The following is a 24,741-nucleotide window of genomic DNA, read 5'->3' as shown; positions in this document are numbered from 1 at the left end:
GATTGGCACAGACAATTTGCTAGACGAGTCGACCCGATTCGAGGTCACGGAGTTCCTTCCTTGCTGATGCGTGAAACCCCTGTAGTGATTGCCGGCCCAGTCGGCCAAATCGAAGCGCTGTACCTCGATAACGAGCAGCCAGTCGGCATCGCGCTGATCTGCCATCCAAACCCGGTGCAGGGCGGCACCATGCTCAACAAAGTCGTCTCGACCCTGCAGCGCACTGCGCGCGACGCAGGTTTGATCACCTTGCGCTTCAACTATCGCGGCGTCGGTGCCAGCGAAGGCTCCCACGACATGGGCAGCGGTGAAGTCGACGACGCTCAGGCTGCCGCAGCATGGCTACTGGAAAAGCATCCGGAGCTGCCGCTGACCCTGTTCGGTTTCTCCTTCGGTGGATTTGTTGCAGCAAGTCTCGGCGGTCGTCTCGAAGCCCAAGGCGTGCAGCTCAAGCAGCTGTTCATGGTCGCGCCGGCGGTGATGCGCCTGGGCGATCAGGATCAACTGCCACAGCACGGCGAGCTGACCGTGATCCAGCCGGAAACCGACGAAGTGATCGATCCGCAGTTGGTCTACGACTGGTCGGAAAAACTCCAGCGCCCCCATGAGCTGCTGAAAGTGGCAGAATGCGGACACTTTTTTCATGGCAAGCTGACCGATCTCAAGGATCTGATCCTGCCGCGTCTCTCGAATTGATTGCAGTCTGACAAGCGATTACCCATGACGAACCGTACCCGTATCCTCACCGGCATCACCACCACCGGCACGCCGCACCTGGGCAACTACGCCGGCGCCATCCGCCCGGCGATCCTCGCCAGCCGCGACAGCAATGCCGATTCGTTCTACTTCCTGGCCGACTACCACGCCCTGATCAAATGCGATGACCCGCTGCGCATCCAGCGCTCGCGTCTGGAAATCGCCGCGACCTGGCTGGCCGGTGGCCTGGATGTCGACCGTGTGACCTTCTATCGCCAGTCCGACATCCCGGAAATCCCCGAGCTGACCTGGCTGCTGACCTGCGTCGCCGCCAAAGGCTTGCTCAACCGGGCGCACGCCTACAAGGCCTCGGTGGACAAGAACGTCGAAACCGGCGAGGACCCGGATTCTGGGATCACCATGGGCCTCTACAGCTACCCGGTGCTGATGGCGGCGGACATTCTGATGTTCAACGCGCACAAGGTGCCGGTCGGTCGCGACCAGATCCAGCACGTGGAAATGGCCCGCGACATCGGCCAGCGCTTCAACCACCTGTTCGGCCAGGGCAAGGAGTTCTTCACCATGCCCGAAGCGCTGATCGAGGAAAGCGTGGCGACCTTGCCCGGCCTCGACGGGCGCAAGATGTCGAAGAGTTACGACAACACCATCCCGCTGTTCTCCAGCGCCAAAGAGATGAAGGACGCGATCTCGCGGATCGTCACCGACTCCAAAGCGCCGGGCGAAGCCAAAGATCCGGACAACTCGCACCTGTTCACTCTGTTTCAGGCGTTCGCCACACCGGCGCAGGCGGACGAATTCCGCAGCGAACTGCTCGGCGGTCTGGGTTGGGGCGAGGCGAAGAATCGTCTGTTCCAGTTGCTCGACAATGAACTGGGCGAGTCCCGCGAGCGCTATCACCAGTTGATCGAGCGCCCGGCGGATCTGGAAGACATCCTGCAACACGGCGCGAAAAAGGCTCGTGCGGTGGCGACGCCGTTCCTCAACGAACTGCGTGAAGCGGTCGGCCTGCGTTCGTTCGTCAATCAGGTGCAAGTCGCGGCGACCACCAAAAAGAAAGCCGTGAAAGCTGCACGTTTCGTCAGCTTCCGTGAAGACGACGGCAGCTTCCGCTTCCGTCTGCTGGCGGCTGATGGCGAGCAACTATTGCTGTCGCGCAACTTCGCCGACGGCAAAACTGCAGGCCAAGTGACCAAACAACTGCAAGCCGGTCAGGCGCTGGACATTCGCAATCAAGACCTGAGCTTCAGCGTGTGGCTGGAAGGCGAGTGCGTTGGCGACAGCCCGGCGTTCGCCGATACTGCTGCGCGAGACGCGGCCATCGAGGCTCTGCGCGTTGCGCTGACCCCGGTTCAGGACTAATCCGCGGCGCGGCCCGACCAAGGGCTGATTGCCATTCCTACGGGCCGTCGCTACAGTGACGGCCCGTTTTTGTTGCCTTGCTAACGAATTATGACGCCCCTAGAACGATACCAAGCTGATCTGAAACGCCCGGACTTCTTCCATGACGCCGCGCAGGAAACTGCCGTGCGTCATCTGCAGCGCCTGTACGACGATCTGATCGCGGCCGAGCAGAACAAGCCGGGTTTGCTGGGCAAGCTGTTTGGCAAGAAGGATCAGACGCCGGTCAAGGGCCTGTACTTCTGGGGCGGTGTGGGTCGCGGCAAGACTTATCTGGTCGACACCTTCTTTGAAGCGCTGCCGTTCAAGGAAAAGACCCGCACCCACTTCCACCGCTTCATGAAGCGTGTGCACGAAGAGATGAAAACCCTCGGCGGCGAGAAAAACCCGCTGACCATCATCGCCAAGCGCTTTGCGGCCGAGTCGCGAGTGATCTGCTTCGATGAATTCTTCGTTTCGGACATCACCGACGCGATGATCCTCGGCACGCTGATGGAAGAGCTGTTCAAGAACGGCGTGACCCTGGTCGCGACCTCGAACATCGTTCCGGACGGCCTGTACAAGGACGGTCTGCAGCGCGCGCGCTTCCTGCCGGCCATCGCGCTGATCAAGCAGAACACCGAAATCGTCAACGTCGACAGCGGTGTCGACTACCGTCTGCGCCACCTCGAACAAGCGGAGCTGTTCCACTATCCGCTGGACGAAGCCGCCCATGAAAGCCTGCGCAAGAGCTTCAAGGCCCTGACGCCGGAATGCACGGCAGCGGTGGAAAACGATGTGCTGATCATCGAGAACCGCGAAATTCGCGCCCTGCGCACCTGCGACGACGTGGCCTGGTTCGACTTCCGCGAACTGTGCGACGGCCCGCGCAGCCAGAACGATTACATCGAACTGGGCAAGATCTTCCACGCGGTGCTGCTCAGCGGCGTCGAGCAGATGAGCGTCACCACCGACGACATCGCCCGGCGTTTCATCAACATGGTCGACGAGTTCTACGACCGTAACGTCAAGCTGATCATTTCTGCCGAAGTCGAGTTGAAAGACCTGTACACCGGCGGACGCCTGACGTTCGAATTCCAGCGTACGCTCAGCCGTCTGCTGGAGATGCAATCGCACGAATTCCTGTCGCGGGCGCACAAGCCTTAAGCAGATTCGGCATACAAAAAAAGGGCCTGCAATTGCAGGCCCTTTTTATTGGCACTGATTTCCCCTGTGGGAGCGAGCCTGCTCGCGAAGGCGGTGTGTCAGCCAACAGTTTTGTTGAATGTGAAACCGAATTCGCGAGCAGGCTCGCTCCCACAGGGGTACTGCGCTGTTCTGGGAGGGTTATGCAGCCTGCTGAAACTGCTGCCGATACTGGTTCGGCGACAGCTCGGTGTGCTGGCGGAACAGCCGCGCAAAGAAGCTCGCATCGTCGTAACCGACCTCATAACTGATGGTCTTGATGCTCTTGCGACTGCCGGACAGCAAGCCCTTGGCGGTCTCTATACGCAACCGTTGCAGGTAGTGCAGCGGCTTGTCGCCAGTGGCAGTCTGAAAGCGGCGCATGAAATTACGGATGCTCATGCCGTGCTCGCGGGCCACGTCTTCGAAGCGGAACTTGTCGGCGAAATGCTCTTCAAGCCAGTGCTGGATCTGCAGGATGATCACGTCCTGGTGGAGCTTCTGCCCGCCGAAACCGATACGTCCCGGCGAATAGCTGCGCTGCACTTCATACAGAATGTCGCGGGCCACGGCTTGCGCCACGTTGGCGCCGCAGAAGCGTTCGATCAGGTAGATATAGAGATCGCAGGCCGAAGTGGTGCCGCCGGCGCAATACAGGTTGTCAGCGTCGGTCAGGTGCTTGTCCTGATTGAGGTACACCTTGGGGAAGCGCTCGGCGAAGGCATTGAAGAAACGCCAGTAGGTGGTCGCTTCCTTGCCATTGAGCAGTCCGGCCTCGGCCAGCCAGAATACCCCGGTGGCTTCGCCGCAGAGCACGGCGCCGCGGGCATGCTGCTCGCGCAGCCACGGCAGGATCTGTGGATAACGGCCGCACAGGGTTTCGAAGTCGTCCCAGAACGCCGGGAGGATGATGACGTCGGCGTTTTCCAGGCCGCCGTCCACCGGCATCATCACGTCACTGAAGCTGTTCACCGGTTTGCCGTCGGGGCTGACCAGGCGGGTTTCAAACGCCGGTGTCAGGCCGTGGCCCAGTTGTTTGCCGTAACGCAGGCTGGCCAGATGGAAGAAATCCTTGGCCTGCATGAGAGTGGATGCGAAAACCCGGTCGATTGCCAGGATGCTGACGCGCCGCAAGGGCGTGGAGACTTGCTTGGACATAATTCAACTTTTGTTTTGTTTTTATAAGGGAAAGTGGTCACCAGACGGCTGGATCGTCTTATTTTTTGTCGGATGTGTCCAGTGTCCTGTGTCGGAGGTGAGGCTTAGTCTCTGAAGGTCATATCCCTCCAACAAGAATGAAAGGTGCCGCATGATCCCCAGAACCTTGTTCAGCTCCGAGCACGAATTGTTCCGCGACAGCGTACGAACCTTCCTCGAAAAAGAGGCTGTGCCGTTCCATGCGCAATGGGAGAAACAAGGCCACATCGACCGCAAGCTGTGGAACAAGGCCGGGGAGGCGGGGATGCTCTGCTCACACCTGCCGGAAGAATACGGCGGCCTGGGCGCGGACTTTCTGTACAGCGCGGTGGTGATCGAAGAGGTCGGTCGCTTGGGTCTGACCGGTATCGGTTTCTCGCTGCACTCGGACATCGTCGCGCCGTATATCCTGCATTACGGCAGTGAAGCGCTGAAGCACAAATACCTGCCGAAACTGGTCTCGGGCGAGATGGTCAGCGCGATTGCCATGACCGAGCCGGGTGCCGGTTCCGACCTGCAAGGGGTCAAGACCACGGCGGTGCTGGATGGCGACGAGTACGTGATCAACGGCTCCAAGACTTTCATCACCAACGGCTTCCTCGCTGATTTGGTGATCGTCGTCGCCAAGACTGATCCGAAGGCCGGCGCCAAGGGCACCAGCCTGTTTGTGGTGGAAGCGAATACGCCGGGCTTCGAGAAGGGCAAACGCCTGGAGAAGGTCGGAATGAAGGCTCAGGACACGTCGGAATTGTTCTTCCAGGACGTGCGTGTTCCCAAGGAAAACCTGTTGGGTCAGGCCGGGGCAGGGTTTGCCTACCTGATGCAGGAATTGCCGCAGGAACGTCTCACGGTGGCGATCGGTGGTTTGGCCTCAGCCGAAGCTGCGCTGAAGTGGACGCTGGATTACACCCGTGATCGCAAAGCGTTCGGCAAGGCGATTGCCGACTTCCAGAACACCCGCTTCAAACTGGCGGAAATGGCTACCGAGATTCAGATCGGCCGAGTATTTGTCGACAAGTGCCTGGAGCTGCATCTGCAGGGCAAGCTCGACGTTCCGACAGCGGCGATGGCCAAATACTGGGGCACCGACCTGCAATGCAAGGTGCTCGACGAGTGCGTGCAGTTGCATGGCGGCTACGGCTTCATGTGGGAATACCCGGTGGCCCGGGCGTGGGCAGATGCGCGCGTGCAGCGCATCTATGCCGGCACCAATGAAATCATGAAGGAGATCATTGCGCGCTCGCTTTGATCTTCGCTGCATTGACGGGCCTCTTTGCGAGCAGGCTCGCTCCCACAGGGATCACCGTACCTGTGGGAGCGAGCCTGCTCGTGAAGCTTTTAGCGGTCGATCAAGGCGCCGGGTTCGGGTGATCCTTGTGAATCGCCTCGATTCCCGCCAGCACTTCATCGGAAAGTTTCAGATCAAAACTGGCAATGTTGCTGTCCAGTTGCTCAAGTGTCGTCGCGCCAATGATGTTGCTGGTGACGAACGGTTGCTGGGTGACGAACGCCAGCGCCATTTGCGCCGGATCCAGACCGTGTTCACGGGCCAATGCCACATAGCGGCTGCAGGCAGCTTCCGATTGCGCGTTGAAATAGCGGCTGAAGCGGCTGTAGAGGCTCAGGCGGCCTTTCGGTGGGCGCGCGCCACCTTCGTACTTGCCTGACAGGAAGCCGAACGCCAGCGGCGAGTAGGCGAGCAGGCCGCATTGTTCGCGGATGGCGATTTCCGCCAGGCCGATTTCGAAGCTGCGGTTGAGCAGGTTATACGGGTTCTGGATCGACACCGCACGCGGCCAGCCACGGGCTTCGGCCAAGGCTAGGAAACGCATGGTGCCCCACGGCGTCTCGTTGGACAGACCGATGTGGCGGATCTTGCCGGCCTTGACCTGCTCGTCGAGGGCTTCGAGGGTGTCTTCGAGCGGCGTCAGGTTGGCCTCGATCTTGTGCTTGTAGCCCAGCTGTCCGAAAAAGTTGGTGCTGCGCTCTGGCCAGTGCAATTGATAAAGGTCGATGTAATCGGTCTGCAGGCGCTCGAGGCTGGCATCCACCGCGGCGGTGATGTGCTGGCGATTGTGGCGCAGGTTCTTGTCGCGGATGTAGTCGATGGTGTTGCCGGGGCCGGCGATCTTGCTGGCTAGGATCCAGTCGGCGCGGTCGCCGCGACGCTTGAAGTAATTGCCGATGTAGCGCTCGGTGGTGGCGTAGGTGTCGGCTTTCGGCGGCACCGGGTACATCTCGGCGGTGTCGATGAAATTGATCCCGGCTTCCTTGGCCCGTTCGATCTGGGCGAAGGCTTCAGTTTCAGTGTTTTGCTCGCCCCAGGTCATGGTGCCGAGGCAGATTGCACTCACGTTCAGGTCGGTACGGCCTAGCTGGCGATAGTCCATCGGGTGCTCCTTGGGCAAAACAATCATAAAAGCAGGTTGAAAATTTTTTCGCAATCTGCATAATTGCCGACCTCTTTCTGCAGTGGAAGTGATGCGCCGCCGCCGAAGAATCTTGCCGTTGAACGGACGCGCCGACCCGAGCCCCCGAAAGCGTCTGTATCCGGCTGCCTTTGACTTGTCAAAGTACGCACTATTCAGTAAGATCCGCCGTCTTATTTACAGGCGGCCCCTGAGGCTATAAAGAATGAAAACTTTTACTGCTAAACCGGAAACAGTAAAGCGCGACTGGTTTGTCGTCGACGCTGCTGGTCAGACCCTGGGTCGTCTGGCCACCGAAATCGCGAGCCGTCTGCGTGGCAAGCACAAGCCTGAGTACACTCCTCACGTTGACACCGGCGACTACATCGTCGTAATCAACGCCGAGCAGATCCGTGTAACCGGCGCTAAAACCACTGACAAAATGTACTACTCCCACTCCGGTTTCCCGGGCGGCATCAAGTCGATCAACTTTGAAAAGCTGATCGCCAAAGCCCCTGAGCGCGTGATCGAGACCGCGGTTAAAGGCATGCTGCCTAAGAACCCGCTGGGTCGTGACATGTACCGTAAGCTGAAAGTCTATGCGGGCGCTGCACACCCTCATACTGCTCAGCAGCCCCAAGAACTGAAGATTTAACGGAATAGTTCATTATGTCGGCGACTCAAAATTACGGCACTGGCCGTCGCAAGACCGCAACCGCACGCGTTTTCCTGCGTCCGGGTACTGGTAACATCTCCATCAACAACCGCTCCCTGGACTCGTTCTTCGGCCGCGAAACTGCCCGCATGGTAGTTCGTCAGCCGCTGGAACTGACCGAGACTGTCGAGAAGTTCGACATCTACGTCACTGTCATCGGTGGTGGTGTAAGTGGTCAGGCTGGCGCAATCCGCCACGGCATCACTCGCGCTCTGATGGACTACGACGAAACCCTGCGTAGCGCTCTGCGCAAAGCTGGCTTCGTTACTCGCGACGCCCGTGAAGTTGAACGTAAGAAAGTTGGTCTGCGTAAAGCGCGTAAGCGTCCGCAGTACTCGAAGCGTTAATTCGTTTCCACGTTCAAAAAAGAACGCCCGATTCCTCACGGAACCGGGCGTTTTTTTATGCCTGCGATTTATCAAAAGAATTGCGCTGTGACAACTTGCCACATTCGTAGACCCCCTATACTGCAAGGCTTGAGGGTATGAGCTCCGGGTAATTCCCTTGTCAGAATTGGGGCTTTTCATTACCATCTCGGCAAAATTTTTATAAGTAACATTGATTTATTTAGTAGATGCCTGATTTAACAGGCCACAAAGCTGATGGGAGAGGACTGAATGAGCAATGACGGCGTGAATGCAGGCCGGCGTCGCTTCTTGGTAGCAGCCACATCCGTGGTGGGTGCTGCAGGAGCGGTGGGGGCTGCGGTCCCGTTCGTGGGGTCATGGTTTCCCAGTGCCAAGGCGAAAGCCGCCGGTGCACCGGTGAAAGTGAATGTCAGCAAGATCGAGCCAGGACAGCAGATGATTGCCGAGTGGCGCGGCCAGCCGGTGTTCATTGTCCGCCGTACTGCGGAAATCCTGGGGAATCTCAAGAAGATCGAGGGCCAGCTCTCCGATCCGACTTCCAAAAACTCCACGCAACCCACCTATGTCGACCCTGAGGTGCGTTCGATCAAGCCGGAAATTCTCCTGCTGATCGGGATCTGCACTCACTTGGGTTGCTCACCAACCTTCCGTCCCGAAGTGGCGCCTGCAGATCTGGGTAAAGACTGGGTCGGTGGCTATTTCTGCCCTTGCCACGGCTCCCACTACGATCTGGCTGGCCGCGTCTACAAGTCGCAACCCGCGCCTTTGAACCTGCCAGTTCCCCCGCATTCCTATGAGACCGATGACCTGATTGTCATTGGCGTCGATACGGAGAAAGCGTGATGAGCAAGTTCATGGATTGGGTTGATGCGCGCTTCCCAGCGACCAAAATGTGGGAAGACCATCTCAGCAAGTATTACGCGCCAAAAAACTTCAACTTCTTCTATTTCTTCGGCTCGCTGGCGCTGCTGGTGCTGGTCAATCAGATCGTCACCGGTGTCTGGCTGACGATGAGCTACACGCCGTCGGCAGAAGAGGCGTTCGCTTCCGTCGAATACATCATGCGCGATGTCGAGTACGGCTCGATCCTGCGTCTGCTGCACTCCACTGGCGCTTCGGCGTTCTTCATCGTGGTCTATCTGCACATGTTCCGTGGCCTGCTCTACGGTTCGTACCAGAAACCACGTGAACTGGTCTGGGTATTCGGCATGCTGATCTACCTGGCGCTTATGGCCGAGGCCTTCATGGGTTATCTGCTGCCTTGGGGTCAGATGTCCTACTGGGGTGCCCAGGTGATCATCTCGCTATTCGGTGCGATTCCGGTGATCGGTAATGACCTGACCCAGTGGATTCGTGGTGACTACCTGATCTCCGGGATTACCCTGAACCGCTTCTTCGCCCTGCACGTCGTGGCCCTGCCGATCGTGATTCTTGGTCTGGTGGTCCTGCACATTCTGGCGCTGCACGAAGTCGGCTCGAACAACCCTGATGGCGTCGACATCAAGAAGCACAAAGACGAAAACGGTGTCCCGCTGGATGGCATTGCCTTCCATCCGTACTACACCGTGAAAGACATCGTCGGCGTAGTGGTGTTCCTGTTCATCTTCTGCTTTATCGTGTTCTTCTTCCCGGAAATGGGCGGCTACTTCCTCGAAAAACCAAACTTCGAGCAAGCCAACCCGTTCAAGACGCCTGAGCACATTGCACCGGTCTGGTACTTCACACCGTTCTACGCGATCTTGCGTGCGATCCCGGACAAACTCATGGGCGTGATCGCCATGGGCGCCTCGATTGCCATGCTGTTCGTGCTGCCGTGGCTGGATCGCAGCCCGGTCAAATCGATGCGTTACAAGGGCTGGATGAGCAAGATCTGGCTGGTGGTGTTCTGCATTTCCTTCGTGATCCTCGGCATTCTGGGCGTACTGGCCCCGACGCCGGAGCGCACGCTGGTGTCGCAGATCTGCACCTTCCTGTACTTCGCCTACTTCATTCTGATGCCGTTCTACACCAGGCTCGAGAAGACCAAACCGGTTCCGGAAAGGGTGACTGGCTGATGAAAAAGTTATTTTTTGCTCTGATTTTTGCTGCTCTGCCCGTGCTGTCTTTCGCCGCCGAACACGGTGGTCCGGAGCTGGAAAAAGTCGACATCGATGTATCCGACAAGGCTGCCCTGCAAGATGGCGCGCGAACCTTCGCCAACTATTGCATGGGTTGCCACAGTGCCAAGTTCCAGCGTTACGAGCGGGTGGCCGATGACCTCGGCATTCCCCACGAAATGATGCTCGAGAAGCTGGTGTTCACTGGTGCCAAGATCGGCGACCACATGAACATCGGCATGCAGCCGGCGGACGCCAAGACCTGGTTCGGTGCTGCGCCGCCGGACCTGACTTTGGTGGCTCGCGTGCGTGGCACTGACTGGCTCTACGGTTACCTGCGCTCGTTCTACGAAGATCCGGCACGTCCTTGGGGCGTGAACAACAAGGTCTTCCCGAACGTCGGCATGCCTAACGTGCTGGTCGGCCTGCAAGGTCGCCAGGTGGTTGGCTGCAAGCAAGTGCAGATCGTCGAGGACGGCAAGAAGCAATACGATCCGCTGACCGGTACGCCGCTGACCCATGAAGCGTGCGATCAGTTGACCATCGTGCCGAAATCCGGTGCTCTGAACGAAGAGCAGTTCGATGAGAAGGTCAAGAATCTGGTAACCTTCCTCGCTTACTCGGCTAACCCGGTTAAGCTGCAACATCAGCGCATCGGTACTTACGTCTTGCTGTACCTGGCGTTCTTCTTTGTGTTCGCCTACCTGCTCAAGCGTGAATACTGGAAAGACGTGCACTGATACGCTTCAAGCATTGCTGTTAATCGCGCGCGCCCAAGGGCGCCTCCGATAACGCAACACCTGGTTCGCCAGGCATTGCGGGAGGCGCCCTCTGGGCGCGCGCGTTTTTCCGGTTCCGATAATTTCAACAAGCGAGGAGGATCGCCATGGGCGTGACCAATCGGTTGGCCTGTTACTCCGACCCCGCCGACCACTATTCCCACCGAGTGCGCATCGTGCTTGCAGAGAAGGGTGTCAGCGCCGAAATCATTTACGTGGAAGCTGGTCGCCAGCCGCCTAAACTGATTGAGGTGAACCCTTACGGCAGTCTCCCGACGCTGGTCGATCGCGACCTGGCGTTGTGGGAGTCGACCGTGGTGATGGAATATCTGGATGAGCGTTACCCGCATCCGCCACTGATGCCGGTTTATCCGGTGGCGCGTGCCAACAGTCGTCTGCTGATTCACCGTATTCAGCGCGACTGGTGTGGTCTGGTGGATCTGATTCTTGATCCCAAGTCCAAGGAGGCCGCGCGTGTCGTGGCGCGTAAGGAATTGCGTGAAAGCCTGACGGGCGTGTCGCCGCTGTTTGCCGACAAGCCGTTTTTCCTCAGTGAGGAACAAAGTCTGGTGGATTGCTGCCTATTGCCAATACTCTGGCGTTTGCCGATTCTGGGTATTGAACTGCCGCGGCCGGCCAAGCCGCTGCTTGATTATATGGAGCGCCAGTTTGCGCGTGAGGCTTTCCAGGCGAGTCTGTCTGGCGTCGAACGCGATATGCGCTAAGGCTTAAGGAGCCGCTATGAACTCCAGTCGACCTTATCTGGTCCGCGCGCTCTACGAGTGGATTGTGGATAACGATTGCACCCCGCACATGCTGGTCAATTCCGAATACCCGGCAGTGCAGGTGCCGCAGGGCTTCGCCAGTGACGGGCAAATTGTCCTGAACATTTCGCCCAGCGCCGTGCGTCACTTGCACATGGACAACGACGTGGTGACCTTCGAGGGTCGCTTCGGTGGCGTTCCGCACAGCCTGTATGTGCCAATCAGCGCGATTCTGGGCATCTACGCCCGGGAGAACGGGCAGGGCATGGTGTTCGATCTCGAGTCGCCGATGGATGACGAAGACGATATCGAGCCCGATGACGACTTGCCGCCACCGGGCAGCGAGCCGCCGCGACCAAGCGGCCGGCCAAGCTTGAAAGTGGTGAAGTAATAAAAAAGGCGATCCGGATGGATCGCCTTTTTTGTATCTGCTCGTCGCGTATCAGTCGATGTATTCGAACAGCTTCACGATTTTCTGCACACCGGAAACGCTCTGCACCAGGTTGGTCGCCTGTTGGGCTTCCTGCTTGGTCAGCAGGCCCAGCAGATAGACGATACCGTTCTCGGTCACGACCTTGATGCGCGAGCCGGGAATGCTGGCATCGGTCAGCATCTGGGTCTTGATCTTGGTGGTCAGCCAGGCGTCGTTCTGGCGGGCGAGGAAGCTGGACGGCGCAATCACTTGCAGCTCGTTGTGCACCTTCTTCACGCGCTGGACGTTGGCGGCGGCCTGTTCAGCCTTGGCCTTGAGGTCTTCGCGCGGCGTCTGGCCGGCGAGCAGCACCACGCCGTTGAAGCTGGTGACGACGATATGCGAGTCTTTGTCCAGGCCTGGGTCGGCCTTGGCCACGTTGACGCCGACTTTGGTCTCGATCAGCGAGTCGTCGATTTTGCTGCCGAAGGTTCGGGTGCCGCGGTCGTCTTCAATCGGCGCCTCGCGGCTGGCATTCACCACCGAGGTGCAGCCGCTGATGCCGAGGCACAGGGTCAAGGCCAGAAGGCCAAGGCGATTAGGGGTCATTCTTCACTCCCGAACAGTTGGCTGTCGATCAGATCGCAGAGGCAATGGATCGCCAGCAGATGGACTTCCTGAATACGTGCAGTGACATGGGCCGGTACGCGAATCTCGACATCTTCAGGCAGCAGCAGCGAAGCCATGCCGCCGCCATCGCGGCCAGTCAATGCTACGACAATCATTTCGCGATCATGTGCGGCCTGGATCGCCTGAATAATGTTTGCCGAGTTACCGCTGGTCGAAATCGCCAGTAATACGTCGCCTGGTTGACCCAGTGCGCGGATCTGCTTGGAGAACACTTCGTTGTAGCTGTAGTCGTTGGCGATCGAGGTGATCGTCGAGCTGTCGGTGGTCAGGGCGATGGCCGGCAGGCTCGGGCGTTCGCGCTCGAAGCGGTTGAGCAGCTCCGAGGAGAAGTGTTGGGCGTCGCCGGCAGAGCCGCCGTTGCCGCACGAAAGCATTTTGCCTTCGTTGAGCAGGGCGTTGACCATGATCTGGCTGGCTTGCTCGATGTGCGGTGCAAGTACGTCCATCGCCTGTTGCTTGGTGTCGATACTGGCCTGGAAAAGCTGGCGAATTCGGGATTGCATGTCCATCTGTGTGACCTTAAGTAGCGCGGCTGTTCGGCACGTGAATGTGCAGCCCGCAAAGCAAAGAGCAAAAATTGTCGGTGAAAGTGTCCGGGGTGGTGTGCAGGGAATCAACCATCGAACGCATTCTGCAACCAGTTCATCTGATCCGGGTGCCTGTCGATGGCGACCACGTCGAAGCGGCAAGGGGAATCGGCCCAGCGTGACTCACGCTGAAGAAAATACTGTGCGGCGAAAATCAGTTTCTGCCGTTTGCGCTCATCGATGCTAGCGAGCGCGCCACCCCATTGAGTGTTTTTTCTGTAGCGGACTTCGACGAATACTACTGTATCGCCATCAAGCATGACCAGATCAAGCTCGCCCCGTTTGCATGACCAGTTCTGCGCCAGCAGGCGCAGACCGTGGTGTTGCAGATGCTCGAGCGCCTGGCGCTCGGCATCCTTGCCGCTTTGCAGGTGCGAGCCGTCGGGCATCAGCGCGGGGTGTCCGGCAGGCGTTGAACCTGACCGTTGACGAACTGCGCCCATGGCAACTGACGCACCACGCGTTGGGTCTGGGTCATGCCCAGGCTGCCCGACTGACCTTCGATGCGGCTGTCCGGCAGCGCCTTCAACTGACCCAGGCGCGGTGCCAGACGGTAGGCATCGACGCCCATGGCGTACAGGCGGCCGAGGCTGCCGGCCGCTTGTGGCCATTGCGCGGTGACTTGCTGGCGCAGCGGGTCGTTGGCTTCCAGCAACCACGGGGTTTCGCAGAAGCGCACACCGTTCATGTCGTTGTACTGGTTCACATCGCCGCTGGCGCTGTAGACGTGGGACGTTGCGTACACCGGGACGTCACCGGCGTACTGGAAGTTCAGGGTCGGCTTGATCTGCTGCGCCTGTTGCGGGGTGGCTGCGAGGAAGATGAACTCGATGTCCTGGCGACGCGACGGCTGCGCGGCTACGTTGGTGCCAGCGGCGTTCTGCAGGCTCTTGGCGCGGGCTTCGCTCTGACGCAGCTGGAACATGTCGGCGATCTGCTGGGCCAGTTGCACCGGCTGATCGACACGTTCGGTGGCGACGATGCTGCCGCCATTGGCCTGCCAGTCCTGGCTGAACGCGCGCAGTACGCGGTCGCCCCATTCGCCTTTCGGCACCATGATCGCCGCGCGATGCAGGCCGTCGGCGCGGGCACGACGCGAAACTTCGCGGGCTTCGTCTTCAGCCGCCAGGCCGAACTGGAACAGTTGCGCCGGACCTTGATCACCTTCGCTGTAGTTCAATGCGAGGGTGGTGATCGGCAGTTGCGGACGGGTGCTCAGTTGTTTGACCAGCGGTTTTTCCAGCGGGCCGACCACCAGCTGCACGCCATCAGCCTGAGCCTTGCGGTAGAACTCGTCCATCGAAGTCAGCTTGGAGCTGTCGTAGAACTCGATGGCGGGCGGCTTCTGGCCGGCCTGTTGCGCTTGATAGTGCGCCGCCATGAAACCTTCACGCAGGGCCTTGCCGACCGAGGCCAGTGGGCCGTCTTGCGGCAGCAGCAGGGCGATCTTGCTCAGGGGCTGGCTGGCCAGTTCCTTGAGTTTGGTCAGGGGCAGCGGCAGGTTGATCGCAGCCGGGTGTTTTGGATTCTGCGCGCGCCAGGCATCGATCGCCGCTTGCTGCTGTTCCAGAGTGCCGGCGGTTTTCACGGCCAGGGCCAGACCCATCCAGCCGCCGAGATCGTCGGCGGTGTTGGGTTGCAACTGATCGGTCGGCAGCGAAGCGATCAGGGTCCAGATCGCCTCATGATTCTTGCTCGCGACTTCGCCTTTGAGCATCGGTGCGATGAAGATCCGCTCGCGAGCGGCAGCCAGGGTCTGGCCGTCGGCTTCCAGTGCGCGGGCATGCACGGTGCCGGTGCGCACTTGCTGATCTTCCGGCATTTCGCTCAGATGCTGCAGGCTCGGATGGCTCAGGGCCGTCAGCGCGGCTTTCGGCTGATTGCGAGTCATCGCCAGCTCAGCGGACAGGGTGCTGGCGAAGATCTGCTGGCCTGGCTTCAACTGCTCCATCGGCACTTGTTGCAGGATCTGCGCGGACTGGCCGGCGTTGCCCTGGCGATATGCCAGGTCTGCCGCGCTCAAGCGCAACAGCGCGGCTTTTTCCGGCGTCTTGGCCTGGGTCGCCTGTTCGAGCAGTTGCTCGATGCTGGCATCCGGAGTCCGTGGAAGTTCGCCAAGGCTGGAGGAAGGGGAGCTGGCGCAGGCCGCCAGCAAGGCAGCGAGGCAGAGGGCAGTGAACAGCCGCAGGCAAGCGATCATGTAAGTGTTCCTGATACTCGATCAAATTAGCGTGGAATTGTACCCAAGCACTGGCCGGGGCGCGATGTTACTGGCGTGAATCAATCAATTTAGCTGGAGTAAATGTTGCAGCGGCGCACAACTGCGTGCAAAACCGTGCTCGGCTCATACGGTTCGCAAGCCTCATGACGCGTTACAATGCCGGCTTTTACCGAACACGAGGTGTGCGCTTTGACTGCTCCAGGTCCTTTGAATTCCGCTGCTGGCTCGCTTTATGTGGTGGCGACGCCCATCGGCAACCTGGACGACATCAGCGCCCGGGCCCTGAAAATCCTCCGCGAAGTGGCGCTGATCGCCGCTGAAGACACGCGGCACTCGGCGCGGCTGATGCAGCACTTCGGCATTGCCACGCCGTTGGCCGCCTGCCATGAACACAATGAGCGTGATGAAGGTAGCCGCTTTATTACCCGTTTGCTGGCGGGCGATAACGTCGCGCTGATTTCCGATGCCGGGACGCCACTGATTTCCGATCCGGGTTACCACCTGGTGCGTCAGGCGCGGGCGGCGGGGATCAATGTGGTGCCGGTGCCGGGCGCCTGTGCTTTGATCGCGGCGCTGTCGGCGGCGGGCCTGCCCTCCGACCGGTTCATCTTCGAAGGCTTCCTGCCGGCCAAGTCGGCAGGGCGCAAGGCGCGCCTGGAAGCAGTCAAAGAAGAGCCGCGCACGCTGATTTTCTACGAGGCCCCGCATCGCATTCTCGAATGCCTGCAAGACATGGAAGCGGTGTTTGGTGGCGAGCGTCAGGCGTTGCTGGCCCGGGAAATCACCAAGACCTTCGAGACGCTCAAGGGCTTGCCGCTGGCTGAGCTGCGTGGATTTGTCGAGTCCGACAGCAATCAGCAGCGTGGCGAGTGCGTGGTGCTGGTGGCTGGCTGGTCTGCACCGGAGTCTGAAGATGCGGTCAGCAGCGAGGCGATGCGCGTGCTCAATCTGCTGCTCGAAGAGATGCCGCTCAAGCGCGCTGCCGCCCTGGCTGCGCAAATTACCGGTGAGCGCAAAAACGTCCTGTACCAGGTCGCACTCGATCAGCAGAAGGGCGAGTAACCCGTCGCGCAGACAGGTTTCACGGCTATTAGCGCTTGTTCTTCGGGCGCTCTGCCGTTAACCTGCGCGGCGGAGAGTCGATCGGACAGTCGCTGCCCTCTATGAAAATTAGGGGGGGGAGGAAAGTCCGGGCTCCATAGGGCGAAGTGCCAGGTAATGCCTGGGAGGCGTGAGCCTACGGAAAGTGCCACAGAAAATAACCGCCTAAGCGCTTCGGCGCCGGTAAGGGTGAAAAGGTGCGGTAAGAGCGCACCGCACGTCTGGCAACAGTTCGTGGCTAGGTAAACCCCACTTGGAGCAAGACCAAATAGGGTCCCAAGGCGTGGCCCGCGCTGGGACCGGGTAGGTTGCTAAAGATGTCCAGTGATGGCCATCGTAGACGAATGACTGTTCAAGACAGAACCCGGCTTACAGATCGACTCTCCACCTTTTTCTTTCCCTGCTTGAATCAATGGCGTCAGGGCTGGTTATTATCGGCAGGCCTGCGCTAAAGTCCGGCAGCGGCAAATGCGGTAATAGCCATTTCCCACCTTGCTTCAATCAACAGCAGAAGCGCTTTTGTAATACCGAAAAAATCTTACTCTTAACAAATTACTTTAACTTCCGAGCGCAGCTTTCAGTGCTGCATCAAGTTATTGGTCAAAAGTATCCGCCAAATTGTCGTTACCCCTCCTTTTAAGCTCCTAAATCTCCGTTCTGTAAGGGTTTTCCTTTGATCCGCGCCTTGACGGTGTGGTGGGCGCATTCCTATAGTGTGCGCAAGTGGCGGAAAGTGGCATGAAGTGGGTTTTTTGAGCTCAAAACGATAAAAATTGGAGAAACGCTGACGTGTTTCGCGGAGCTAACGCTATCAGTCTCGATGCAAAGGGCCGTCTCGCCATGCCGAGCCGGTACCGTGACGAGCTCGTTTCGCGTAGTTCCGGCCAATTGATCGTGACCATTGATGCCGTTGATCCGTGCCTGTGTGTCTACCCGCTCGACGAGTGGGAAATCATTGAAACCAAGTTGCGCGCGCTCCCTTCGCTTCGCGAAGAGAACCGTCGCCTGCAGCGTTTATTGATTGGTAATGCCGTCGACCTCGAACTCGACGGCAGTGGTCGTTTTCTGGTTCCACCGCGTCTGCGCGAATACGCCAAGCTTGATAAGAAAGCGATGCTGGTGGGCCAACTGAACAAGTTCCAATTGTGGGACGAGGATGCATGGAACGCGGTGTCTGCCGCTGACCTTGCTGCTATTCAACAACCGGGCGCCATGCCTGATGAACTGCGTGATTTGATCCTGTGACTATTGATAGCGGCTTTAACCACATCACCGTACTGCTTGACGAAGCCGTCGAGGCTCTCGCCGTACGTCCTGATGGCTGCTATCTGGACGGTACGTTCGGGCGCGGCGGGCACAGTCGGCTGATCCTCAGCCAGCTCGGGACGGACGGTCGGCTCATCGGGTTCGACAAAGATCCACAAGCGATTGCCACCGGGCAAACGCTAGCGGCCGAAGACGGCCGCTTTGTCGTTGTGCAGCGCAGCTTTGCCGAGCTGGGTTCGGTGGTTGCCGAGCGAGGTCTGAGCGGCAATGTCAGCGGTATCCTGCTCGATCTCGGCGTGTCTTCGCCGCAGCTCGACGACGCCGAACGCGGCTTCAGTTTCCTTAACGACGGCCCGCTGGACATGCGCATGGATCCGTCCCGTGGCATCAGCGCCGCCGAGTTCGTCAACACCGCGCCGGTGGAAGAAATCGCCCGGGTGTTCAAGGAATACGGCGAAGAACGTTTCTCCGGGCGCATGGCCCGTGCCGTGGCCGAGCGCCGCGACATCAAGCCGTTCGAGCGCACCGCTGATCTGGCTGAAGTCTTGAAAGTCGCCAACCCGGCGTGGGAGAAGGGCAAGAACCCGGCGACCCGTGCATTTCAGGGTTTGCGCATTCACGTCAACAACGAACTGGGCGATCTGGAAGCCGGCCTCGAAGCCGCACTGGATGCTCTGGAGATCGGTGGCCGTCTGGTGGTCATCAGCTTCCACTCGCTGGAAGACCGCATCGTCAAACTGTTCATGCGCAAGCTGGTGAAAGGCGAAGCTGACAACCTGCCACGCAACCTGCCCGTGCGCCACGTGGCGTTCGAACCGAAAATCAAAATCCACGGCAAAGCGCAGACGGCCTCCGACGCCGAACTCAAAGCCAACCCACGTTCCCGTAGCGCTGTCATGCGTGTCGCGGAGAAGTTGCGGTGAGCAAGCTTTTCGCCAAGCCCCTGCCGGGCGGCAGCTTTATCATGCTGCTGCTGTTTATCGGCGTGCTCGTGTCGGCCATCGGCGTGTCTTACAGCGCGCACTGGAACCGGCAGTTGCTCAACAATCTTTATAACGAACTCAGCGTGCGCGACAAGGCGCAGGCCGAGTGGGGGCGCCTGATTCTCGAGCAAAGCACCTGGACTGCGCACAGCCGCATCGAAGTGCTGGCCACCGAACAACTGAAGATGCACATCCCTGGCGCGGCTGACGTGAAGATGGTGGCGCCATGATGAAACTCGAAGGGGCACTCTTCCCGTGGCGCTTCCGCCTGATGGTGGCACTGCTCGGCGTGATGGTTGCGGCGATCTGCTGGCGCATCATCGACCTGCAAGTGGTTGACCGTGACTTCCTCAAAGGTCAGGGCGACGCGCGCAGTCTGCGTCATATTCCGATTCCTGCTCACCGTGGTCTGATCACCGACCGTAACGGCGAGCCGTTGGCCGTGAGCACCCCGGTGACGACCCTGTGGGCCAACGCCAAGGAAATGCAGACCGCCAAAGAGAAGTGGCCGGCGCTGGCCGCTGCGCTGGGGCAGGATCCGAAAGCCCTGGCCGAACGTCTCGAAGCCCAGGCCAACAAAGAATTCATTTATCTGGTGCGCGGGCTGACCCCCGAGCAGGGCCAGGCTGTGCTCGATCTGAAAGTGCCGGGCGTTTACGGCATCGAAGAATTCCGCCGCTTCTATCCGGCCGGTGAAGTTACCGCACATATGGTCGGCTTTACCGACATTGACGATCACGGGCGTGAAGGCGTCGAGCTGGCCTACGACGAGTGGCTGGCCGGTGTCCCGGGCAAGCGGCAGGTCATCAAGGATCGGCGCGGTCGGCTGATCAAGGATGTCCAGGTCACCAAAAACGCCAAGGCCGGCAAGCCCTTGGCGTTGTCGATTGACCTGCGTCTGCAATACCTGGCCAACCGCGAGCTGCGCAATGCGATCATCGAGAACGGCGCCAAGGCCGGCAGCCTGGTGATCATGGACGTGAAGACCGGCGAGATTCTCGCCATGGTCAACCAGCCGACCTACAACCCGAACAACCGTCGCAATCTGCAGCCGGCGATGATGCGTAACCGCGCGATGATCGACGTGTTCGAACCGGGTTCGACCATGAAAGCGATCTCGATGAGTGCCGCGATCGAAACCGGCCGCTGGAAACCGAGCGACACCGTCGAGGTGTACCCGGGCTCCCTGCAGATCGGCAAATACACCATCAAGGACGTGTCGAAGACCGAAGGTCCGGTACTCGACCTGACCGGCATCCTGATCAATTCCAGTAACGTCGGCATGAGTAAGGTTGCGTTCGATATTGGTGGCGAAACCATTTTCCGCCTCGCACAGAAAGTCGGCCTCGGCCAGGACACCGGCCTCGGCTTCCCGGGCGAGCGCGTCGGCAACCTGCCGAATTACCGTGAATGGCGCAAGGCCGAAACTGCGACGCTGTCTTACGGCTACGGTATTTCCGTGACGGCGATCCAGCTGGTTCACGCGTTCTCGGCGCTGGCCAACAACGGTCGTCTGGCACCGCTGACCCTGATCAAAACCGACAAGCCGCCGCAGACCACCCAGGTACTGCCGGAAGCGGTCGCGAAAACCATGCAAGGCATGCTGCAACAAGTGATCGAAGCACCGCGCGGCGTGTTCCGTGCGCAGGTGCCGGCGTATCACGTGGCCGGCAAGTCGGGTACTGCACGTAAAACGTCGGTGGGCACCAAGGGCTACGCCGAAAACTCGTACCGTTCGCTGTTCGCCGGTTTCGGCCCGATGAGCGATCCGCGTTACGCCATCGTGGTGGTGATCGATGAACCGTCCAAGGCCGGTTACTTCGGTGGTCTGGTGTCGGCGCCGGTGTTCAGTCGTGTGATGTCCGGCACCCTGCGTCTGATGAACGTGACCCCGGACAACCTGCCGACCACTCAACAGGCCAACGCTACCCCGGTCGTTCCGCTGAAAGCCAATGGAGGGCGCGGCTGATGTCTCTGAGTCTGAACAAGATATTCCCCCACGCCGGCCACGATCTGCTGATCCGTGAGTTGGCGCTGGACAGCCGCAACGTACGCGCGGGTGACCTGTTCCTCGCCGTGCCGGGCGGCAAGTTCGATGGCCGTGCGCACATCGCCGATGCCTTGCAGCGCGGCGCGGCGGCGGTTGCCTATGAAGTGGAAGGCGCCACCGTGCTGCCGATCACCGAAGTGCCGTTGATTCCGGTCAAAGGCTTGGCGGCGCAGCTGTCCGACATCGCCGGGCGCTTTTATGGCGAACCGAGCCATCACCTGAACCTGATCGGCGTCACCGGCACCAACGGCAAGACCAGCGTGACCCAACTGGTCGCGCAGGCACTGGATCTGCTCGGTCAGCACTGCGGCATCGTCGGTACGCTGGGCTCCGGCTTCTATGGCGCGCTGGAAAGCGGCCTGCACACCACGCCGAATCCGATCGCCGTGCAAGCAACCTTGGGCGACCTGAAAAAGGCCGGGGCCAAAGCCGTGGCCATGGAAGTCTCGTCACACGGTCTGGACCAGGGCCGCGTTACCGCATTGGCGTTCGACGTCGCGGTAATGACCAACCTGTCCCGCGATCACCTGGATTACCACGGCACCATGGAGGCGTATGCCGAGGCCAAGGCCAAGCTGTTCGCCTGGAATGACCTGAAGTGCCGCGTGGTCAACCTCGACGACGATTTCGGTCGGCAACTGGCCGCCGAAAAACGCGATTCGCGCCTGATCACCTACAGCCTGCTCGACAGCAGCGCCTACCTGTTCTGCCGTGAAGCGCAATTCGATGACCACGGCGTACGCGCCACGCTGGTCACGCCGCAGGGTGAACATCATCTGCGCAGCACGCTGCTCGGTCGATTCAACCTGAGCAACGTACTGGCGGCGGTCGGCGCCTTGCTCGGTCTGGATTATGCTCTCGACGAAATTCTCAAGGTGCTGCCGAAACTCGAAGGCCCGGCCGGACGCATGCAGCGTCTGGGTGGCGGCACTCAGCCGCTGGTGGTGGTCGATTACGCCCACACCCCAGATGCGCTGGAAAAAGTTCTGAGCGCATTGCGCCCACACGTCAAAGGCCAGTTGCTGTGCCTGTTCGGCTGTGGCGGTGATCGTGATCGCGGCAAGCGTCCGCTGATGGCCGAAGTAGTCGAGCGTCTGGCTGACCGCGTGCTGGTCACCGATGACAACCCGCGCACGGAAGACCCGGCGCAGATTTTTGACGACATCCGCGCCGGTTTCAGCGCTGTGGATAACGTCACCTTCGTCGCTGGCCGCGGTCAGGCGATTGCTCAACTGATTGCTGGTGCTTCGGCGGATGACGTGATCGTGCTGGCCGGCAAAGGTCACGAGGACTATCAGGAAATCAACGGCGAGCGGCACGCTTTCTCCGATCTGGTCGAGGCCGATCATGCCCTCACCGCGTGGGAGGTGGCCCATGCTTAAGGCCCTGACATTGAGCGAACTGACCAACGTGCTCGACGCCCGTCTGATCAGCAGCGATGCCAGTTTCGATGGCGTCAGCATCGACAGCCGTGCGATCACCGCTGGCCAACTGTTTATTGCCCTGACCGGTCCGCGCTTCGATGGTCACGACTATCTGAACGACGTCGCCGGCAAGGGCGCGGTGGCGGCACTGGTCGAGCGCGAAGTCGTCGACAGCACCTTGCCGCAACTGCTGGTCAAGGACACCCGCCAGGCCCTCGGCCAGTTGGGTGCGTTGAACCGTGCCGCATTCACCCAGCCAGTCGCGGCCATCACTGGCTCCAGCGGCAAGACCACGGTCAAGGAAATGCTCGCGAGCATCTTGCGTACCCGCGGTCCGGTGCTGGCGACGCGCGGCAATCTGAACAATGATCTGGGCGCACCGCTGACCCTGCTCGAACTGGCCCCGGAACACACCGCCGCCGTAATCGAACTGGGCGCTTCGCGTCTGGGTGAAATCGCCTACACCGTCGGGCTGACCAAGCCACACGTGGCGATCCTCAACAACGCTGGCACCGCCCACGTTGGCGAGTTCGGCGGGCCGGAAAAAATCGTCGAAGCCAAAGGCGAGATCATCGACGGGCTGGCGGCGGATGGCGTCGCTGTGCTCAACCTCGATGACAAGGCCTTTGGTATCTGGAAGCTCCGCGCCGGTGCACGCAAAGTGCTGACCTTCTCCCTGAGCAATCCTCAGGCAGATTTCCACGCCAGCGACCTGAGCACCGATGCCCGGGGTTGCCCGGCCTTCAACCTGCATACACCTGAAGGTGTGGAGCACGTTCAACTGAACCTGCTCGGCACCCATAACGTCGCCAACGCCATGGCTGCCGCCGCTGCCGCTCACGCCTTGGGCGTGTCGCTGTTCGGCATTGCCACCGGGCTTGGCGCAGTACAACCGGTCAAGGGTCGCACCGTCGCGCAACTGGCGAAGAACGGCATGCGCGTGATCGATGACACTTACAACGCAAACCCCACCTCCATGTGCGCGGCCGTTGATATACTCGCCGGCTTTTCCGGCCGCACCGTCCTGGTGCTCGGAGATATCGGCGAGTTGGGCGACTGGGCGGAGCAGGGGCACCGCGACGTGGGCGAATACGCCCGGGGCAAGGTTTCCGCGCTTTACGCGGTCGGGCCGAACATGGTCCACGCCGTGAACGCATTCGGTAAAGAGGCGCATCACTTCGGCACGCAAGCCGAACTGATCCAGGCCCTCGACGCCGAGCAGGACACAAACACCACCATTTTGATCAAGGGTTCGCGCAGTGCAGCGATGGAAAACATCGTTGCGGCTCTGTGCGGGTCCAGTCTGGAGAAACATTAATGCTGCTGCTGCTAGCGGAGTATCTGCAACAGTTCTACAAAGGCTTCGCGGTCTTCCAGTACCTGACCCTGCGCGGGATCCTCGGTGTGCTGACCGCGCTGGTTTTGTCGCTGTGCTATGGCCCGTGGATGATCCGCACCCTGCAGAACCGTCAGATCGGCCAGTCCGTTCGCAATGACGGCCCGCAATCGCACCTGTCCAAGTCGGGTACGCCGACCATGGGTGGCGCACTGATTCTGTCTTCCATCGGTGTCAGCACCCTGCTGTGGGCTGACCTGAGCAACCGCTACGTCTGGGTCGTGCTGCTGGTGACGCTGCTGTTCGGTGCCATCGGCTGGGTCGACGACTACCGCAAAGTGATCGAGAAGAACTCCCGTGGCTTGCCAAGCCGCTGGAAGTATTTCTGGCAGTCGGTGTTCGGTCTGGGCGCGGCGATCTTCCTTTATATGACCGCCACCACGCCGGTGGAAACCACGCTGATCCTGCCGATGCTCAAGGACTACAGCATTCCGCTGGGCGCAGGGTTCATCGTGCTGACCTACTTCGTGATCGTCGGTTCGAGCAACGCGGTCAACCTGACCGACGGTCTCGACGGTCTGGCGATCATGCCAACCGTGATGGTCGGCGGCGGTCTGGGGATTTTCTGCTACCTGTCGGGTAACGTGAAATTCGCCGAATACCTGCTGATCCCTTACGTGCCGGGCGCGGGCGAACTGATCGTGTTCTGCGGCGCACTGATCGGTGCCGGCCTCGGATTCCTCTGGTTCAACACCTATCCGGCGCAAGTGTTCATGGGCGACGTCGGTGCTCTGGCACTGGGCGCGGCACTGGGCACCATCGCAGTGATCGTCCGTCAGGAAATCGTCCTGTTCATCATGGGCGGCGTGTTCGTGATGGAAACCCTGTCGGTGGTTATCCAGGTTGCCTCTTTCAAGCTGACCGGTCGCCGTGTGTTCCGCATGGCACCGATTCACCACCACTTTGAACTCAAGGGCTGGCCCGAGCCACGCGTGATCGTCCGTTTCTGGATCATCACCGTGATTCTCGTGCTGATCGGCCTTGCCACCCTGAAGCTGAGGTAGA

The 24,741-nt window shown here is 59.9% G+C and carries 25 protein-coding genes and 1 other RNA gene; 20 read left to right on the top strand and 6 right to left on the bottom strand.

The window, feature by feature from the left end:
- Positions 1-66: 66 nt before the first annotated feature.
- From ACOYXG_RS21965 to zapE, 3 genes are all read left to right on the top strand, one after another.
- Positions 67-696 carry an alpha/beta hydrolase gene (locus ACOYXG_RS21965; RefSeq protein ID WP_097086289.1) on the top strand — a complete coding sequence of 210 codons (630 nt, stop codon included), beginning with the start codon at positions 67-69 and terminating at the stop codon, positions 694-696.
- Between the two features lie 24 nt (positions 697-720).
- Positions 721-2,076, top strand: coding sequence for a tryptophan--tRNA ligase (locus ACOYXG_RS21960; protein WP_027612193.1), 1,356 nt, complete (start codon positions 721-723; stop codon positions 2,074-2,076).
- A gap of 90 nt (positions 2,077-2,166) precedes the next feature.
- A complete protein-coding gene (gene zapE / locus ACOYXG_RS21955; RefSeq protein WP_007961607.1) occupies positions 2,167-3,261 on the top strand; it encodes a cell division protein ZapE in 1,095 nt (364 codons plus the stop codon).
- A gap of 180 nt (positions 3,262-3,441) precedes the next feature.
- Here the strand turns inward: zapE and ACOYXG_RS21950 are convergent, their stop codons facing one another.
- Complete coding sequence (locus ACOYXG_RS21950) at positions 3,442-4,338, bottom strand: GlxA family transcriptional regulator (protein ID WP_171061848.1); 897 nt, start codon at positions 4,336-4,338, stop codon at positions 3,442-3,444.
- A 250-nt stretch (positions 4,339-4,588) separates the two neighbouring features.
- On the opposite strand from ACOYXG_RS21950, the gene ACOYXG_RS21945 reads away from it, so the two are divergent.
- Positions 4,589-5,725 (top strand): acyl-CoA dehydrogenase family protein, encoded by a 1,137-nt coding sequence (locus ACOYXG_RS21945; protein ID WP_003228064.1) that lies wholly within the window; start codon positions 4,589-4,591, stop codon positions 5,723-5,725.
- 100 nt (positions 5,726-5,825) lie between these two features.
- Here the strand turns inward: ACOYXG_RS21945 and ACOYXG_RS21940 are convergent, their stop codons facing one another.
- Positions 5,826-6,866, bottom strand: coding sequence for an NADP(H)-dependent aldo-keto reductase (locus ACOYXG_RS21940; RefSeq protein ID WP_027612191.1), 1,041 nt, complete (start codon positions 6,864-6,866; stop codon positions 5,826-5,828).
- Positions 6,867-7,110: 244 nt separating this feature from the next.
- On the opposite strand from ACOYXG_RS21940, the gene rplM reads away from it, so the two are divergent.
- The 7 genes from rplM (at position 7,111) to ACOYXG_RS21905 (ending at position 11,997) form a co-directional block, all read left to right on the top strand.
- On the top strand, positions 7,111-7,539 hold the full coding sequence (rplM, locus tag ACOYXG_RS21935; protein ID WP_003228062.1) for a 50S ribosomal protein L13: 429 nt from the start codon (positions 7,111-7,113) through the stop codon (positions 7,537-7,539).
- 14 nt (positions 7,540-7,553) lie between these two features.
- Entirely contained in the window at positions 7,554-7,946 is a 393-nt protein-coding gene (gene rpsI, locus ACOYXG_RS21930) for a 30S ribosomal protein S9 (protein ID WP_007961615.1), read from the top strand.
- Positions 7,947-8,216: 270 nt separating this feature from the next.
- Entirely contained in the window at positions 8,217-8,810 is a 594-nt protein-coding gene (petA, locus tag ACOYXG_RS21925) for a ubiquinol-cytochrome c reductase iron-sulfur subunit (RefSeq protein ID WP_003228055.1), read from the top strand.
- On the top strand, positions 8,810-10,021 hold the full coding sequence (locus ACOYXG_RS21920; protein ID WP_096797145.1) for a cytochrome b: 1,212 nt from the start codon (positions 8,810-8,812) through the stop codon (positions 10,019-10,021). The genes petA and ACOYXG_RS21920 overlap by 1 nt, the downstream gene beginning before the upstream one ends.
- Positions 10,021-10,803 carry a cytochrome c1 gene (locus tag ACOYXG_RS21915; RefSeq protein WP_007917027.1) on the top strand — a complete coding sequence of 261 codons (783 nt, stop codon included), beginning with the start codon at positions 10,021-10,023 and terminating at the stop codon, positions 10,801-10,803. The genes ACOYXG_RS21920 and ACOYXG_RS21915 overlap by 1 nt, the downstream gene beginning before the upstream one ends.
- Before the next feature lie 146 nt (positions 10,804-10,949).
- A complete protein-coding gene (locus tag ACOYXG_RS21910; RefSeq protein WP_007961620.1) occupies positions 10,950-11,567 on the top strand; it encodes a glutathione S-transferase N-terminal domain-containing protein in 618 nt (205 codons plus the stop codon).
- A 16-nt stretch (positions 11,568-11,583) separates the two neighbouring features.
- Positions 11,584-11,997 carry a ClpXP protease specificity-enhancing factor gene (locus tag ACOYXG_RS21905; protein ID WP_027612189.1) on the top strand — a complete coding sequence of 138 codons (414 nt, stop codon included), beginning with the start codon at positions 11,584-11,586 and terminating at the stop codon, positions 11,995-11,997.
- A gap of 51 nt (positions 11,998-12,048) precedes the next feature.
- Here ACOYXG_RS21905 and ACOYXG_RS21900 read toward each other — a convergent pair whose 3' ends face one another.
- The 4 genes from ACOYXG_RS21900 to ACOYXG_RS21885 form a co-directional block, all read right to left on the bottom strand.
- Positions 12,049-12,627 carry a BON domain-containing protein gene (locus ACOYXG_RS21900; RefSeq protein ID WP_007961621.1) on the bottom strand — a complete coding sequence of 193 codons (579 nt, stop codon included), beginning with the start codon at positions 12,625-12,627 and terminating at the stop codon, positions 12,049-12,051.
- The gene (locus tag ACOYXG_RS21895) at positions 12,624-13,217 is read right to left on the bottom strand and encodes a phosphoheptose isomerase (RefSeq protein WP_007961622.1); all 594 of its coding nucleotides are present in this window, start codon (positions 13,215-13,217) and stop codon (positions 12,624-12,626) included. Before ACOYXG_RS21895 ends, ACOYXG_RS21900 begins: the two co-directional genes overlap by 4 nt.
- A 104-nt stretch (positions 13,218-13,321) precedes the next feature.
- Complete coding sequence (locus ACOYXG_RS21890) at positions 13,322-13,684, bottom strand: YraN family protein (RefSeq protein WP_096797144.1); 363 nt, start codon at positions 13,682-13,684, stop codon at positions 13,322-13,324.
- Positions 13,684-15,495: a penicillin-binding protein activator gene (locus ACOYXG_RS21885; RefSeq protein WP_460353957.1), complete on the bottom strand. Its 1,812-nt coding sequence runs from the start codon at positions 15,493-15,495 to the stop codon at positions 13,684-13,686. The genes ACOYXG_RS21890 and ACOYXG_RS21885 overlap by 1 nt, the downstream gene beginning before the upstream one ends.
- Positions 15,496-15,672: 177 nt before the next feature.
- On the opposite strand from ACOYXG_RS21885, the gene rsmI reads away from it, so the two are divergent.
- The 9 genes from rsmI (at position 15,673) to mraY (ending at position 24,740) form a co-directional block, all read left to right on the top strand.
- Complete coding sequence (rsmI, locus tag ACOYXG_RS21880) at positions 15,673-16,578, top strand: 16S rRNA (cytidine(1402)-2'-O)-methyltransferase (RefSeq protein WP_460353954.1); 906 nt, start codon at positions 15,673-15,675, stop codon at positions 16,576-16,578.
- A gap of 73 nt (positions 16,579-16,651) precedes the next feature.
- Positions 16,652-17,005, top strand: an RNA gene (gene rnpB, locus ACOYXG_RS21875) — RNase P RNA component class A.
- 401 nt (positions 17,006-17,406) lie between these two features.
- Entirely contained in the window at positions 17,407-17,862 is a 456-nt protein-coding gene (mraZ, locus tag ACOYXG_RS21870) for a division/cell wall cluster transcriptional repressor MraZ (RefSeq protein ID WP_003228026.1), read from the top strand.
- On the top strand, positions 17,859-18,806 hold the full coding sequence (gene rsmH / locus ACOYXG_RS21865; RefSeq protein ID WP_460353951.1) for a 16S rRNA (cytosine(1402)-N(4))-methyltransferase RsmH: 948 nt from the start codon (positions 17,859-17,861) through the stop codon (positions 18,804-18,806). Before mraZ ends, rsmH begins: the two co-directional genes overlap by 4 nt.
- Positions 18,803-19,096, top strand: a complete 294-nt coding sequence (gene ftsL, locus ACOYXG_RS21860) for a cell division protein FtsL (RefSeq protein ID WP_007961627.1) — start codon at positions 18,803-18,805, stop codon at positions 19,094-19,096. The genes rsmH and ftsL overlap by 4 nt, the downstream gene beginning before the upstream one ends.
- On the top strand, positions 19,096-20,835 hold the full coding sequence (locus ACOYXG_RS21855) for a peptidoglycan D,D-transpeptidase FtsI family protein (RefSeq protein ID WP_171061849.1): 1,740 nt from the start codon (positions 19,096-19,098) through the stop codon (positions 20,833-20,835). The genes ftsL and ACOYXG_RS21855 overlap by 1 nt, the downstream gene beginning before the upstream one ends.
- Positions 20,835-22,298, top strand: coding sequence for a UDP-N-acetylmuramoyl-L-alanyl-D-glutamate--2,6-diaminopimelate ligase (locus tag ACOYXG_RS21850; protein WP_210558547.1), 1,464 nt, complete (start codon positions 20,835-20,837; stop codon positions 22,296-22,298). Before ACOYXG_RS21855 ends, ACOYXG_RS21850 begins: the two co-directional genes overlap by 1 nt.
- Positions 22,291-23,658: a UDP-N-acetylmuramoyl-tripeptide--D-alanyl-D-alanine ligase gene (locus ACOYXG_RS21845; RefSeq protein ID WP_097086210.1), complete on the top strand. Its 1,368-nt coding sequence runs from the start codon at positions 22,291-22,293 to the stop codon at positions 23,656-23,658. The genes ACOYXG_RS21850 and ACOYXG_RS21845 overlap by 8 nt, the downstream gene beginning before the upstream one ends.
- Positions 23,658-24,740, top strand: a complete 1,083-nt coding sequence (gene mraY / locus ACOYXG_RS21840) for a phospho-N-acetylmuramoyl-pentapeptide-transferase (protein WP_025109289.1) — start codon at positions 23,658-23,660, stop codon at positions 24,738-24,740. Before ACOYXG_RS21845 ends, mraY begins: the two co-directional genes overlap by 1 nt.
- Position 24,741: the final 1 nt, after the last annotated feature.

It is taken from the genome of Pseudomonas sp. G3-39, assembly GCF_054790485.1.
Note: the sequence above shows the minus strand (reverse complement) of the source record. Positions and strands in the feature narration are given on the sequence as shown.